The sequence below is a fragment of the Pusillimonas noertemannii genome (assembly GCF_003096595.1).
GTDB lineage: Bacteria > Pseudomonadota > Gammaproteobacteria > Burkholderiales > Burkholderiaceae_B > Pusillimonas > Pusillimonas noertemannii.
Map to the genome: position 1 here is coordinate 463,946 of NZ_QEKO01000001.1, position 13,070 is coordinate 477,015.

15 protein-coding genes are annotated in these 13,070 nt (G+C 63.5%); 12 read left to right on the top strand and 3 right to left on the bottom strand.

Annotated elements, in window-relative coordinates:
- Positions 1-214: 214 nt before the first annotated feature.
- From hemA to C7440_RS02200, 5 genes are all read left to right on the top strand, one after another.
- Positions 215-1,489, top strand: a complete 1,275-nt coding sequence (gene hemA, locus C7440_RS02180) for a glutamyl-tRNA reductase (protein ID WP_116517307.1) — start codon at positions 215-217, stop codon at positions 1,487-1,489.
- Positions 1,490-1,549: 60 nt separating this feature from the next.
- Positions 1,550-2,629 carry a peptide chain release factor 1 gene (gene prfA / locus C7440_RS02185; RefSeq protein ID WP_026067773.1) on the top strand — a complete coding sequence of 360 codons (1,080 nt, stop codon included), beginning with the start codon at positions 1,550-1,552 and terminating at the stop codon, positions 2,627-2,629.
- Between the two features lie 28 nt (positions 2,630-2,657).
- Positions 2,658-3,545 (top strand): peptide chain release factor N(5)-glutamine methyltransferase, encoded by an 888-nt coding sequence (gene prmC / locus C7440_RS02190; protein ID WP_116517308.1) that lies wholly within the window; start codon positions 2,658-2,660, stop codon positions 3,543-3,545.
- A gap of 97 nt (positions 3,546-3,642) precedes the next feature.
- Complete coding sequence (gene grxD / locus C7440_RS02195; RefSeq protein WP_026067775.1) at positions 3,643-3,975, top strand: Grx4 family monothiol glutaredoxin; 333 nt, start codon at positions 3,643-3,645, stop codon at positions 3,973-3,975.
- Between the two features lie 9 nt (positions 3,976-3,984).
- Positions 3,985-4,569 (top strand): UbiX family flavin prenyltransferase, encoded by a 585-nt coding sequence (locus tag C7440_RS02200; protein ID WP_017523618.1) that lies wholly within the window; start codon positions 3,985-3,987, stop codon positions 4,567-4,569.
- A gap of 135 nt (positions 4,570-4,704) precedes the next feature.
- Here C7440_RS02200 and ttcA read toward each other — a convergent pair whose 3' ends face one another.
- Together ttcA and folB are read right to left on the bottom strand one after the other, a co-directional pair.
- Positions 4,705-5,757, bottom strand: a complete 1,053-nt coding sequence (gene ttcA / locus C7440_RS02205) for a tRNA 2-thiocytidine(32) synthetase TtcA (RefSeq protein WP_243410809.1) — start codon at positions 5,755-5,757, stop codon at positions 4,705-4,707.
- Between the two features lie 45 nt (positions 5,758-5,802).
- Positions 5,803-6,162 carry a dihydroneopterin aldolase gene (gene folB / locus C7440_RS02210; RefSeq protein WP_116517950.1) on the bottom strand — a complete coding sequence of 120 codons (360 nt, stop codon included), beginning with the start codon at positions 6,160-6,162 and terminating at the stop codon, positions 5,803-5,805.
- Positions 6,163-6,217: 55 nt separating this feature from the next.
- Here folB and C7440_RS02215 point away from each other — a divergent pair, with 55 nt between their 5' ends.
- Complete coding sequence (locus C7440_RS02215) at positions 6,218-7,141, top strand: NAD(P)/FAD-dependent oxidoreductase (RefSeq protein ID WP_243410810.1); 924 nt, start codon at positions 6,218-6,220, stop codon at positions 7,139-7,141.
- Between the two features lie 27 nt (positions 7,142-7,168).
- Here the strand turns inward: C7440_RS02215 and C7440_RS02220 are convergent, their stop codons facing one another.
- Positions 7,169-8,935, bottom strand: coding sequence for a M61 family metallopeptidase (locus tag C7440_RS02220; RefSeq protein ID WP_116517311.1), 1,767 nt, complete (start codon positions 8,933-8,935; stop codon positions 7,169-7,171).
- Positions 8,936-8,967: 32 nt separating this feature from the next.
- On the opposite strand from C7440_RS02220, the gene C7440_RS02225 reads away from it, so the two are divergent.
- The 6 genes from C7440_RS02225 to C7440_RS02250 all read left to right on the top strand — a co-directional run bounded on the left by C7440_RS02225 (position 8,968) and on the right by C7440_RS02250 (position 13,058).
- A complete protein-coding gene (locus C7440_RS02225) occupies positions 8,968-9,744 on the top strand; it encodes an enoyl-CoA hydratase (protein ID WP_116517312.1) in 777 nt (258 codons plus the stop codon).
- A gap of 372 nt (positions 9,745-10,116) precedes the next feature.
- Positions 10,117-10,581 carry an ATP synthase subunit I gene (locus C7440_RS02230; RefSeq protein ID WP_116517313.1) on the top strand — a complete coding sequence of 155 codons (465 nt, stop codon included), beginning with the start codon at positions 10,117-10,119 and terminating at the stop codon, positions 10,579-10,581.
- An 80-nt stretch (positions 10,582-10,661) separates the two neighbouring features.
- Positions 10,662-11,546 carry a F0F1 ATP synthase subunit A gene (gene atpB, locus C7440_RS02235; RefSeq protein WP_116517314.1) on the top strand — a complete coding sequence of 295 codons (885 nt, stop codon included), beginning with the start codon at positions 10,662-10,664 and terminating at the stop codon, positions 11,544-11,546.
- A gap of 111 nt (positions 11,547-11,657) precedes the next feature.
- Positions 11,658-11,900, top strand: coding sequence for a F0F1 ATP synthase subunit C (gene atpE, locus C7440_RS02240; protein ID WP_017523626.1), 243 nt, complete (start codon positions 11,658-11,660; stop codon positions 11,898-11,900).
- A 132-nt stretch (positions 11,901-12,032) separates the two neighbouring features.
- Positions 12,033-12,503 (top strand): F0F1 ATP synthase subunit B, encoded by a 471-nt coding sequence (locus C7440_RS02245; protein WP_116517315.1) that lies wholly within the window; start codon positions 12,033-12,035, stop codon positions 12,501-12,503.
- A 15-nt stretch (positions 12,504-12,518) separates the two neighbouring features.
- Positions 12,519-13,058 carry a F0F1 ATP synthase subunit delta gene (locus C7440_RS02250; protein ID WP_017523628.1) on the top strand — a complete coding sequence of 180 codons (540 nt, stop codon included), beginning with the start codon at positions 12,519-12,521 and terminating at the stop codon, positions 13,056-13,058.
- Positions 13,059-13,070 lie beyond the last annotated feature (12 nt).

Genomic DNA, 13,070 nt, shown 5'->3' on the forward strand with positions numbered 1-13,070 from the left:
GCTTGGAACCGGGCAGCCCCTGGGAAAAGAGGGAAGCGCTTAATCGTTGCTGTTTGTCATCCTTCCCCTCCGAGGCGTTTCAGGCTGCGGGAAAGGCGGCAGGAAGAATAGGGATGCCTGCAAAAATCTAGGGTTTTCCCGTAGACATCCTGGGGTTATAATCGTGTTCTGTTGGGCCAACTATGTGCCGCCCGCCCCCAATTGCCTCCAATTTATGTCCGTAGACGTTCTTACCTTCGGCTTGAACCACGTCTCCGCGCCGGTTTCGGTGCGCGAGCGCGTGTCCATGCCGCTCGACGTCCTGCGGCCGGCGCTCGATGGCTTGAAATCGGCGTTTGGTTCCTCGGTGCGCGAGGCGGCCATTTTGTCCACCTGTAACCGCACCGAGATCTATTGTGCGGCCGAGCCGCATGTGTCCGACAAGATCCCGGCCTGGCTGGCCGATTTCAATCGTGTCGAATCGGGCAGCCTGCAGCCCCACCTGTATCGCTACCAGCAGAACGAGGCGGTGCGCCATGCCTTCCGCGTGGCCAGCGGGCTCGATTCCATGGTGCTCGGCGAGCCGCAGATATTGGGCCAGATGAAAGACGCCGTGCGCGCCGCGAACGAAGCCGGCGCCCTGGGCACCTTGCTGCACCAATTGTTCCAGCGCACGTTCTCGGTGGCCAAAGAGGTCCGCTCGCAAACCGCGATTGGCGCGCATTCGGTGTCCATGGCGGCGGCGGCGGTGCGGCTGGCCGAGCGCGTGTTCGGCGACATGACCCAAACCAATGTGCTGTTCGTGGGCGCGGGCGAGATGATCGAACTCTGCGCCACGCACTTTGCGGCGCTCAAGCCGCGCACCATGGTGGTGGCCAATCGCACTATAGAACGGGCCGATGTCCTCGCCTCGCGCTTCACGGCCAAGACCATGAAGCTTACCGACCTGCCCGACCGGCTGGCCGACTTCGACGTCATCGTCTCCTGTACGGCCAGCTCCCTGCCCATCCTCGGGTTGGGGATGGTCGAACGGGCTACGCGCTCGCGGCGCCACAAGCCCATGGTCATGATCGACCTGGCCGTGCCGCGCGACATCGAAACCGAAGTCGGCCGCCTGGCCGACGTATACCTGTATTCGGTCGACGACCTGGGCCGCATGGTGCAAAGCGGCACCGATGCCCGCCGCGCGGCGGTGGTGCAGGCCGAAGCCATCATCGAAACCCGGGTGCAGAACTTCATGCACTGGCTGCAAAACCGCCAGATCGTGCCGGCCATCGTCGACATCCACCAGGCGGCCGACCAAGTGCGGCAGGCCGAGCTTGAAAAAGCCATGCGCCTGCTCGCCCGGGGCGAGGCGCCCGAGGCGGTGCTCGAGCAATTGGCCCATAGCCTTACTCAAAAATACATGCACGGTCCGCTGGCGGCGCTCAACCGCAGCGAAGACACCGAGCGCGAGCAGCTTCTCAATCTGCTGCCGCGCCTGCTGCCCCGCGCCGAACGCCGTCGTTAGCGGTGCCGCCCTGGCCCGTCTGCGCGTTCCTTTCTTCCAAAAACACAACCTCTTCCTCTTATGAAAAGTTCCATGCGCAGCCGGTTGGAGCAGCTTGCTCGCCGGCTGATCGAGATCGATGCCATGCTTGCCGAGCCCGAAATAGCGGGCAATATGGACAAGTTCCGCAAGCTGTCGCGCGAGCGCGCCGAGATCGATCCCGTCGTCCAGGCCTTCAATGAATACGTTCGCACCGAGGCCGACGTCCAGGCGGCGCAAGAGATGATGGCCGACCCCGAGATGAAGGCCATGGCCGAAGAGGAATACCAGCTTGGCAAGGACCGCATCGAGGTGCTTGAAGACGAGCTGCAGATATTGCTGCTGCCGCGCGACCCCGACGACGGGCGCAATGTGTTCCTGGAGATCCGCGCGGGCACGGGCGGCGACGAAAGCGCGCTGTTCGCGGGCGATTTGCTGCGCATGTATAGCCGCTATGCCGAAAGCCAGGGCTGGCGGGTCGAGCTCATGTCCGAAAGCGAATCCGAGGTGGGGGGCTATAAAGAGGTCATCGCCCGCATCGACGGTGATGCGGTGTACGGCCACCTGAAGTTCGAGTCGGGGGCGCATCGGGTGCAGCGCGTGCCCGAGACGGAAACCCAGGGCCGCATCCATACGTCGGCGTGCACGGTGGCCGTGCTGCCGGAAGCCGACGAGCAAAGCGACATCACCATCAACCCATCCGACCTTCGGATCGACACCTTCCGCGCCAGCGGGGCGGGCGGGCAGCACGTGAACAAGACCGACTCGGCGGTTCGCATTACCCACCTGCCCACCGGCCTGGTGGTAGAGTGCCAGGACGACCGTTCGCAGCATCGCAACAAGGACAAGGCCATGCAGGTGCTGGCCGCGCGCCTGAAAGACAAGCAGCAGCAAGAGCAGCAAAGCAAAGAGGCCGCCCAGCGCAAGAGCCTGGTGGGTTCGGGCGACCGGTCCGAGCGCATCCGCACCTACAACTACCCGCAGGGGCGGGTTACCGATCACCGCATCAACCTTACCCTTTACAAGCTGCAGGCCATCATGGAAGGCGACCTGCAGGAACTGACCGGCGCGCTGCGCGCCGAGCACCAGGCCGAGCAGCTGGCCGCCATGGGGGAAGCCTAGGGCGCCGCGGGCGCCAAGGGGCGGCCGCATGAAGACGCAAAAGGGCGATCCTCCGGGCCTGGGCGGCAGCCGGGCGCAAGCCGCGGCGACGGTGCGCGGCTTGCTGGCCGATGGCCGGCTGCCGCGGCTTGAAACGCAGATGCTGCTGCAGCACGTGCTGGGCGTGCCGCGCGCATGGCTCATCGCGCACGACACCGACCCGCTCGACGCGGCGCATGTGCGCCGGTTCGAAGCCTTGCAGGCACAGCGCCTGCAAGGCGAGCCCATGGCCTATCTCGTGGGCTTGCGTGAATTCATGGGCCACTGTTTCAACGTCCGTCCGGGCGTGCTGATTCCGCGCCCCGAGACCGAGCTTCTGGTCGAAACCGCGCTCGCCGAACTGGCGAGCTGCGCTGATGAGCGCCCCCGGGTGCTGGACCTGGGCACGGGCAGCGGCGCCATTGCCGTCTCTGTGGCGCTGGCGCGGCCCGACGCCGAGGTGGTGGCCACCGACCTGAGCGACGAAGCGCTTGGCGTGGCGCGGGGCAACGCGCAGGCGCTGGGCGCGCGGGTCGAATTCCTGCGGGGCAACTGGTTCCAGCCCCTGGCGGGGCAGGCGCCTTTCGACCTCATTGTTTCCAATCCGCCCTATATCCGCAACGACGATCCGCACCTGGTCCAGGGCGACTTGCGTTTCGAGCCCGCCGCGGCATTGACGGATGGCGCAGACGGCCTGGACGCCCTGGCGCACATCGCCGCCCGGGCGCCGCAATGGTTGGCGCCGGGCGGCGTATTGTGGATGGAGCACGGCTACGACCAGTCGGCCGACGTGCGCCGGTTTTTGCTCGAGGCCGGCTTTGAGCAGGTGCGCAGCCTGAGCGACCTGGCCGGAATCGAAAGGATTTCGGGCGGGAAACTGAGGCGCCGGCCCGAATGAAGAGCTTGCCGGCGGCAAGCCGCCCAGGCCGTCGAGGCAAAGCGGATTTTTGGCGGCGACCTATAATGAAGCATATTTCCTGGAGATACTTAACATCATGAGCGAAGTCCAAGATTTCATTCGCGAGACGGTCACCACCCATCCCGTCGTGCTCTTCATGAAGGGCACCGCGCAATTTCCCCAGTGCGGCTTTTCGGGCCGCGCCATCCAGATCCTGAAGGCCTCGGGCGTTACAAAGCTGGTTACGGTCAATGTGCTCGAAGACGAGGAAGTGCGCCAGGGCGTCAAAGAGTACGCCAACTGGCCCACCATCCCCCAGCTTTACGTCAAGGGCGAGTTCCTGGGCGGCTCGGACATCATCGCCGAGATGCATGAAAGCGGTGAGCTGGTCGATGTGCTTAAAGAGGCCGGCGCGGTCGGCGATGAATAAGCGCCCGGCATGAGCGCAAAGCGCCGCCTGGTCGTGGGCGTCACTGGCGCCACCGGCGCCATTTATGCCACACGCCTGTTGCAGGCGGTGCGCAGCGTGGGCGGCATCGAAACGCATCTGGTGGTTTCGCCGCCCGGCGTGCTGAACATCAAGTACGAGCTGGGTCTGGTGCGCCAGCAGGTGTACGACATGGCCGACCATGTGTACAGCTTTCGCGACGTGGGCTCGGCCCTGGCCAGCGGCGGCTTTGCCACCATGGGCATGGTCGTTGTGCCCTGCTCGATGCGCACCCTGTCGGCCGTGGCCCATGGCCTGTCCGACAACCTCATTACCCGCGCGGCCGACGTAACGCTGAAAGAGCGCCGCCGCCTCGTCATGATGGTGCGTGAAACACCGTTCAACCTGGCGCATTTGCGCAATATGACGGCGGTCACCGAAATGGGCGGCATCGTGTTTCCGCCGCTGCCCGCCTTCTACCATCATCCGGCCACCATCGAAGAGATGGTCGACCACACCATCGTGCGGGTGCTGGACCTGTTCGACATCCACATCGAAGGCCCCCGCTGGGAAGGCATGGATCAGCCCGCGGGCTGATCGCTGCAGGGCCCGCATGCGGCCCGGCGCTTCATGCAAGCATTCCAGGCACACAGGCCGAGCCGGAAGGCCGGGCCCCGGGCCGGTTGCCCGGCGGTGGCCGCCAGTGGGCTGCGGCAACGCGGCAGCCGCCGATCAGGCCTTGCGGTCCGCCCGCAGGTCGGTCATGAAGACGACCGGTCGCTTTGCTGCGGCCGGTTTTGTTTCCAGGCCGCCATCCTGGGCGGCCCCGCCGCCGTCTTCATCTTCGAAACCCGCAATCGGGGCATCGAAGTCTTCGGCATCAAAGGCCATGTCGCCGTCTTCGTCGGCCACGCCCGTGGCCTTCAGGCCGGCAAAGTCGAACAGCCGGTTGTCCATCAGGTGCGAGGGCACCACCCGATTCAGCGCCCCGAACACGTTCCACGAGCGGCCGGGCATCTTCTTGTCCCACTCGGCGATCATGCGGTTCATTTCCTGGCGCTTGAGGTTCTCTTGCGAGCCGCACAAGTTGCAGGGAATGATGGGGAACTGCTTGAGGCTGGCGTAGGCGATCAGGTCTTTCTCGGCCACATAGGCCAGCGGGCGTATGACGATGTTCTTGCCGTCATCCGACATCAGCTTGGGCGGCATGGCCTTCATGCGCCCGCCGTAGAACAGGTTCAGGAAGAAAGTGGCCAGGATGTCGTCGCGGTGATGGCCCAGCGCGATCTTGGTGGCACCCAATTCAGAGGCGACGCGGTACAGAATGGCCCGGCGCATGCGCGAGCACAGCGAGCACATCGTCTTGCCTTCCGGAATGACGCGCGTCACCACAGAATAAGTGTCCTGGGTTTCGATATGAAAGGGCACGCCCAGCGATTCCAGGTACTGGGGCAGCACGTGGTCGGGAAAGCCGGGCTGCTTCTGGTCGAGGTTTACCGCGACGATGTCGAACTTGAACGGCGCGCGCGACTGATGCGTCAGCAGGATGTCGAGCAGGCTGTATGAATCCTTGCCGCCCGACAGGCACACCATGACTTTGTCGCCTTCTTCGATCATGTTGAAGTCGGCAATGGCGCGGCCGGTTTCGCGCATCAGGCGCTTGGTCAGCTTGTTGTCGTGGGTGCGCTGGCGACGGTCGCGCAGGGTGCGGGTGGCCGCGTCGGCGGCATGAGCGCCGGCATCGTCCCGGTGCGGGGCCGGCGAGGTAGGGGTGAAGGTGTCCATGGCTTTGGGCCGGCGTGGGGCGCCGGGCAGTGGGGCCGCGTTTGGCTATCGGCTGTGTTCAAGCTCGATGCCCACCGCGGCGCAGTCAGAGAATGCGCTGGGCTTGCTGATGCGGATTTTAACCCGCCGCACCTCGGCGAATTCTTCCAGCAGCCGCTCGGCCACCCGCTCGATCAGGGTTTCCAGCAAATTCACGTGCGCGCGCGTGCATTCGTCGACGATGGTGTTGCGCAGCAGGCGGTAGTCGAGCACGGTCTGGATGTTCTGGTCGTGCACCGGCTGGCTTACGTCGACGTCGAGTTCGGCGTCGATATGCAGGGGCTGGGTGGCGCGAAGCTCGTGCTCAAGTATGCCGATGCGGGCGTCCAGGGCCAGTTGGGTAAAGAATATGCGTCGTGTGGGCATGATGTGCGAGGCTGCAAAAAGAAGGGCGTTGTTGGATGATATAACATTGGCCTCAATGGTAAATAGACTGATGCACGACGAACAGATATACGACGCCATCATCATCGGCGCCGGCGCTGGTGGAGCGTCATGCGCGCTGTGGCTCGCGCGCCTGGGCTTTGCGCCGCTGCTGGTCGAGGCGGGTGCGCAGGTGGGCGGCTTGTGCCTGGCCCACCCGTTTCCCGACGACTGGAACGCATCCCTGCCCGGGCATACGGGCCCCGAGGTGGCCGAGAATTTTGCGATCAGCCTGCGGCGCGCGCAGGTGCCCTTGCTGCTTTCGCAGCCAGTAATGGCCGTCGAGTCGATCAACGGCGGTTTTGCCGTCACTACCCGCGAGGGCGCGTTGCGCGGCCGCCATCTGGTGCTGGCCACCGGCACGCGCGCCCGCACGCTTGCGGACGCCGATGCGGAAACCGCCTCCGACCGGGGGCGCCCCTTTGCGGGAGTGCTGGTGGGGCCGGGCGACCATATCGTGGCCCAGAATTTCAACGGGCTGCGGGTGGCGGTGCTGGGGGGCGGCGACAACGGTTTTGAGAATGCGCTGTATGCCCTGGACCACGGGGCCGAAGAGGCCCATGTTTATGCGCGCACGATCAGGGCGCAGCGCCAGTTCGTGCGGCGCTTGCCCTCGAGCCAGGTGATGCTGGGCGAATACAGGGTCGATCCACGGGCGCGTACGGTGAATGGCCGGGCTTACGATCTCATCATGGTGTTCTACGGCTGGGAGCCCTGCGTGGGGTTTGCCCAGGGCCTGGGGCTGGCGCGCTCTGGGCGGGGGTTCATCGAAACGGACATGGCGACGGCCCAGACCAGTTGCGAGGGCGTCTACGCGGTGGGCGAAGTGGCGCAGCGCTTTCACCCTTGCGTGGTCACGGCCATGGCCGATGGGGTTACGGCGGCCAAGGCGATCCAGGCCCGGATCGAGGCTTTGTCCTAGTGTTCTTTGTCCAGCGCCGTGGGCCGATCATTCCACCGACAGCACGCACTCGCCCTGATCGGGTTCGGCAAGAACCACCTCGAAGGCTCGCAGCTCATCTCTGCGGAACACATGGATGGTTGCCGTTTGCCCCGCCTGGTAGGCCGACAGCAAGCGGTCCAGCCCGCCGTCGCGGCTGACGCGCAGGCCGTCAACGGCGACCAGGGTGTCGCCTGCGGAAAGCCCGCCGCGATGTCCGGCGCCGCCTTCATACACCGTCGCGACCTGCACTTCTTCGTGATTGACGCGAGTGCGGATGTCGAGCGTCGGTATGCTGGAAGAGGCCTTCCAGTTCAGCGCGATGCCCTGGCTGGCAAACAGCGACTCAAGCGGCACATCGTCGCGGCCGTGGGCATAGCGCTGGATGAAGCCCGAGGCGTCGACGCCCGTGGCTTCGAGCACCAGTCCGGCCATGGCGTCTTCGGGCACGCCCTTGCCCTGGCCCTGGTAGAAGCGCCTGCCGTAGCGGCGCCACATCAGCCTCATGACGTCGTCGAGCGACTTGGCGCCTCTGGTTTCGCGGCGGATGAGCATGTCCAGCCCCGCAGCCACCAGCGAACCCTTGGTGTAGTAGCTGACCAGTGCGTTCGGCGAGTTTTCGTCCTGCTTGTAGTAGCGCGTCCAGGCGTCGAAGGAGCTTTCGGCCACCGACTGCTTGTACCGGCCCGGCCCGCGCCGCACGGCGGTGATCGTCTTGGCCAGGCGGGCCAGGTAGGCTTTCTGGTCTATGGCGCCCGAGCGCATCAGCATCAGGTCGTCGTAGTACGAAGTGAACCCCTCGAACACCCAAAGCAGCTGTGTCTGATTCTCGCGCGCGAGATCGTAGGGCGCGAAAGCCGCCGGCTTGATGCGCTTGACGTTCCAGGTATGAAAGTACTCGTGGCTGACCAGGCCCAGGAAGTTCTCGTAGGCTTCGCCGGCGTCGGCGCGGCCCACGGTGGGCAGATCGCGGCGCGAAGCCATCAAGGCGGTGCTGGCGCGATGTTCGAGCCCGCCGTAGCCGTCGCCCACCACCATGGTCATGAATACATAGCGATCAGCCGAATCGAGAAAGGGCGCGCGCAGCGACTCGGGCTCGAACAGGGCGATCTGCGCTTCGCAGATCTTCTTGACGTCGGCGGCGATGCGCTTGATGTCGAGATTGGGCAGGACGCCGGTGAAGACCAGTTCGTGCTCGGCGCCGTGCGCCGTGAAGCGGGCGACCTGGGGCATACCCATCTCGACCGGATGGTCGATGAGTGCGTCATAGTCGGGTGCGGAATACAGCCCGAAGCCATGCCGCCTGGCCGCCGCGGCGCGGCCGCTTGCCAGCGGAAGGCTGGTGTATACCTTCCAGTTGCGGGCGTGCGCGGGCGGGTACAGGTGCAGCAGGCAGGGCGCTCGCTCGTGGCCGGTGGGCGAAAGAAAGACGCTGGTGCCGTTGAAGAAGGCGTGGGTTTCGTCCAGGTGCGCGCCGCGCACGGACAGATCCCAGGCATAGACGATGTATTCCACATGCAGGGGGCCGTTGCAGGGCTCGCACTGCCAGCTGTGGTTGCCGCTTTTGCGCACGGCCACGGGCTTGCCGCCGCTGCGCGCGCTGATGGTCTCGATCTGGCGCGAGAAGTCGCGCACCAGGTAGCTGCCCGGAATCCAGGCGGGCAGGGTCAGTTGCTGGCCGCGCGCATGAGGGCGGGGTATGCGCAGCTCGACGCGAAAACGGTGGCCGGCGGGATCGAAGGGCGTTAGGCTGTAAAGTATGGGTTCTGTTTTCATTCCCCTATATTACTGTGCAAGAGGAAAAGGGCATGACCGAAGCGTTGGTAAAGATCGAGACCCGTGGCAGGGTAGGGCTGCTTACCTTGAACCGTCCCAAGGTATTGAATGCGTTGAACAACCAGGTGGTCGACGAGCTGGCCGAAGCCCTGCGGGCCTTCGACGCCGACGACGGCATCGGCGCCATCGTGATTACCGGCAATGAAAAGGCCTTCGCGGCGGGCGCCGACATCGCCGCCATGAAAGATTGGTCGTACGCCGATGTGTACAGCCAGGATTACCTGGGCCACAACTGGGAATCGCTGCGCCGCATCCGCAAGCCCATCATCGCCGCGGTGTCGGGCTATGCGCTGGGCGGCGGCTGCGAGCTCGCCATGCAATGCGACTTCATCATCGCCGCCGACAACGCGCGTTTTGGCCAGCCCGAAATCAATCTGGGCATCATCCCGGGCTTTGGCGGCACGCAGCGCCTGCCCCGCGCGGTGGGCAAGGCCAAGGCCATGGACATGGTGCTGACCGCGCGCATGATCAAGGCCGACGAGGCAGAGCGCGCGGGCCTGGTGGCGCGCGTGGTGCCGGCCGAAAAACTGCTCGACGAGGCACTGGAAGCCGCACGCGTCATTGCCTCCAAATCGCTGATTTCGGTCATGATGGCCAAAGAGTGCATCAACAGGGCCTACGAAATGCCGCTGAACGAAGGCATGCTGGCCGAGCGCCGCAACTTCCATGCGCTATTCTCCACTGAAGACCAGAAAGAAGGCATGGCCGCCTTCATCGAAAAGCGCGAACCCGACTTCAAGCATCGCTGATCGGCAAGGGCCCGCGAAGATGGCTGCGCGCCCAGGTCGCGGCCGCTCTTCGCCGATTCTTGAGAACCCGTGCGCCGTCGCCCCCGCGGCGCCTGGAAACTGTTGTTTTACAAGCTGACAATTTGCTTACTGCCAAAAAATAAAGTTATACTCTACGAGTTTGACGCAACACGCTTTAGCGATGCTGATTCAAAGCCTTTTTGCCTAGTGGTGGCCTTATGGCTGCCTTACGGTGGCGGGGCGCTGCCCTTGTAGCGGCAGGGCTTTGGCAGGCGAAAGCGGGCTTGAAAAAAGTTGCTTTAAGCGGGTTGGTACGCAGCGGCGAAAGCGGCGGGCGGTATTCCTGCCCACAAGCGAATACGCGGGGAAAGCATGCAAAACAGTGGCGGCGCGCAAGAATCCGGCGCGGGTCGTCCGGGCCCCGATGCAGCCATCGTGCTTAGCGATGCCGACCGCGAGCGGCTCAGGTACAAGGCGGGACGAGGCTTGCTTCGCGCCCTGGCGGCCCAGGCTGCTATGGGTTTGGCGGCAGGCGTTATTTCCTGGCTTGTGGCGGGGGTAGAAGCAGGGGCGTCGGCGCTTATCGGGGCGGGTGCCTATTTCATACCCAATGCGCTTTTCGCGATGCGGCTGCTCATGGGGTTATTAAGCTCCCGGCAAGCCAGTCCGTTCACTTTTTTCATGGGTGAACTCGTCAAGCTGGGTTCCGCAGTATTGCTTTTGGCCTTGGCCGCCTATTTGGGCCAAGGCTGGCTGGTGTGGCCTGCCCTGTTGTTCGGGTTGGTCTGCGTGTTGAAGGGTTATGTGCTGTTGCTGGCGTTTCGCCGCTTGCCATAGCTTGATGGGTATAAAGTTTTCGGGCGTGGCGTTCTGGCGAATGGCGCGTCCTTGTCATAAGTTTACAGGGTAGGGTACCAATGGCTGCTGCTAGCAACGCGTCGTCGCCACAGTCTGATTACATTCAGCATCACCTGGTTCACTTGAACAGTCTGGGTGAAAAGCAGACCGCCATCGCTGATTTCAGCGTCATCAACTACGACTCGCTTTTCTGGTCCATCCTGATGGGCGCCATCGTCATCTTCGTGCTGTGGCGCGCGGCCAGGTCGGCCACGGCGGGAGTGCCCGGGCGCTTCCAGATGGGGGTCGAGATGCTGGTCGGCATGGTGGCCGACGAAGCCAAGTCCATCATCCCCAACGAGACCTCGCGCCGCTTCGTGGCGCCGCTGGCCCTTACCGTATTCCTGTGGGTCATTCTCATGAATACCCTCGACCTGATCCCGGTCGACCTGCTGGGCTGGGTCTTCATCAAGCTGGGCCTGGCGGTCGAGCATCACGATCCTCTTTATTATCACCGCATTCTTCCGACGGCCGACCTGAACGTGCCCATGGGCATGTCGCTGGGCGTGCTGGTGCTTACCCTTTGGTACGGCATCAAGATCAAAGGCGGCGGCGGCTTCGTCAAGGGCCTGTTCACCGCGCCTTTCCACGGGCATGGCGTCGTCGGTCTGCTACTGGTTCCCTTCAATCTGCTTTTGAACCTCATGGAGTACGCCGCCAAAACGGTGTCGCTGGGAATGCGGTTGTTCGGCAACATGTTTGCCGGCGAATTGCTATTCATGCTTATCGCCCTGCTGGGCGGTGCATGGGCCGGATTTAATGGTGCAAGCATCGGCTTGGGTATCGGTCATGTTCTCGCAGGGTCGGTGTGGGCGATTTTCCACATCCTCATCGTCCTGCTCCAGGCCTATATCTTCATGATGCTGTCCCTCGTCTACGTAGGGTTGGCTCACGAAGACCATTGATCGAATTCCGGTCCGGGGTGGCATTCGTCTCGGCCGGGGCGCAAGGTGTTCTTGCAAAGAAGTTTTCTTTTTTGACTTTTTGATTACCAGGTTTTTAACCAAGGAGTTGTTATGACCAACGTTGCTCTCGTTGCTCTGGCTTGCGGTCTTATTGTTGGACTGGGTGCATTCGGCGCCAGTATCGGTATTGCTTTGATGGGTGGCAAGTACCTCGAAGCCTCGGCCCGTCAGCCCGAGCTGATGAACGCCCTGCAAACCAAGATGTTCCTGCTGGCCGGCCTGATCGACGCTGCGTTCCTGATCGGTGTTGGTATCGCCATGCTGTTCGCCTTCGCCAACCCGTTCGTCGGCTAAAGCGACCAAGCCCGCATCAATGCGGGTAAGCAGCCGCTTGGCGCGCTTCGCATACGAGGCGCTGCCGGCGGCTTGGACATGGTGTCATGCAGCGGGGCTGTCTGGCACAAGTGGTATTAAAGGGAAACGACCGTGAATTTAAACGCGACTCTCTTTTTTCAGATGATCGTGTTTTTCGTGTTGGGCTGGTTTACGATGAAATTCGTATGGCCGCCCCTTACGAAGGCAATGGACGATCGCCGTCAGAAGATCGCCGACGGCCTTGCGGCCGCCGAAAAGGGCAAGGCCGACCTCGCCCAGGCGCAAGCGCGCATCAATGTGATCGAAGCTGCGGCCAAGACTGAAAATCATTCTCGCATGCTCGAGGCTGAGAAGCAGGCGGCCGGCATCATCGACGAGGCCCGCCGCGAGGCCGAAGCCGAGAAAGCGCGCATCCTCGCGCAAGCCAAGCAGGACGCCGCCCAAGAGGTCCAGCGTGCCCGCGACGGCCTGCGCGCCGACGTGGCGGTTCTGGCGGTCAAGGGTGCAGAGCAGATCCTCCAGCGCGAGGTCGATGCACAGGCACACGCCGAGCTGCTGGACCAGCTCAAGGCACAATTGTAATCATCAGGGCAGGCAATGGCTGAACTATCGACTATCGCAAGACCCTACGCCGAAGCGCTATTCCAGGCGGCCCGGAACGAAGGCGCCAATCTGGAGTCCTGGTCGGGGCTGCTCAACGAGTTCGCCTCGCTGGCAAAGCTCGAAGACGTACGAGAAGCACTTACCGACCCGCGCCTGAACGACGCCCAGCGCGTCGAGCTGTTTACAGGTCTGGTCAAATCGCCCGTTTCGGCAACGGCTCGCAACTTCATCGAATTGCTGGTCGGCAACGACCGTGTGCTGGTCCTGCCCGAAATCGCCGAGCAGTTCGACCTGCTGAAGAACCAACTCGAAGGTACCGCGCTGGCCGAGATCACCAGCGCCTTCGCGCTGTCCGACGCTCAAGTGCAAGACCTGGTCGCTGCTCTCGAAAAGAAATTCGGCCTCAAACTCAAGCCGGCCGTCACGGTCGACGCCGATCTCATCGGCGGCGTGCGTGTGGTGGTTGGCGACCAAGTACTCGATACTTCTGTGCGGGCCCAGTTGGTCCGCATGCGCGATACGCTGGCCGCCTAGGGCGAGCCGGTC

Excerpts from the sequence above, each read along its gene's own strand:
- hemA (WP_116517307.1), top strand. The coding sequence starts at position 215 with ATGTCCGTAGACGTTCTTACCTTCGGCTTGAACCACGTCTCCGCGCCG.
- prfA (WP_026067773.1), top strand. The coding sequence starts at position 1,550 with ATGAAAAGTTCCATGCGCAGCCGGTTGGAGCAGCTTGCTCGCCGGCTG.
- prmC (WP_116517308.1), top strand. The coding sequence starts at position 2,658 with ATGAAGACGCAAAAGGGCGATCCTCCGGGCCTGGGCGGCAGCCGGGCG.
- grxD (WP_026067775.1), top strand. The coding sequence starts at position 3,643 with ATGAGCGAAGTCCAAGATTTCATTCGCGAGACGGTCACCACCCATCCC.
- C7440_RS02200 (WP_017523618.1), top strand. The coding sequence starts at position 3,985 with ATGAGCGCAAAGCGCCGCCTGGTCGTGGGCGTCACTGGCGCCACCGGC.
- ttcA (WP_243410809.1), bottom strand. The coding sequence starts at position 5,757 with ATGGACACCTTCACCCCTACCTCGCCGGCCCCGCACCGGGACGATGCC.
- folB (WP_116517950.1), bottom strand. The coding sequence starts at position 6,162 with ATGCCCACACGACGCATATTCTTTACCCAACTGGCCCTGGACGCCCGC.
- C7440_RS02215 (WP_243410810.1), top strand. The coding sequence starts at position 6,218 with ATGGTAAATAGACTGATGCACGACGAACAGATATACGACGCCATCATC.
- C7440_RS02220 (WP_116517311.1), bottom strand. The coding sequence starts at position 8,935 with ATGAAAACAGAACCCATACTTTACAGCCTAACGCCCTTCGATCCCGCC.
- C7440_RS02225 (WP_116517312.1), top strand. The coding sequence starts at position 8,968 with ATGACCGAAGCGTTGGTAAAGATCGAGACCCGTGGCAGGGTAGGGCTG.
- C7440_RS02230 (WP_116517313.1), top strand. The coding sequence starts at position 10,117 with ATGCAAAACAGTGGCGGCGCGCAAGAATCCGGCGCGGGTCGTCCGGGC.
- atpB (WP_116517314.1), top strand. The coding sequence starts at position 10,662 with ATGGCTGCTGCTAGCAACGCGTCGTCGCCACAGTCTGATTACATTCAG.
- atpE (WP_017523626.1), top strand. The coding sequence starts at position 11,658 with ATGACCAACGTTGCTCTCGTTGCTCTGGCTTGCGGTCTTATTGTTGGA.
- C7440_RS02250 (WP_017523628.1), top strand. The coding sequence starts at position 12,519 with ATGGCTGAACTATCGACTATCGCAAGACCCTACGCCGAAGCGCTATTC.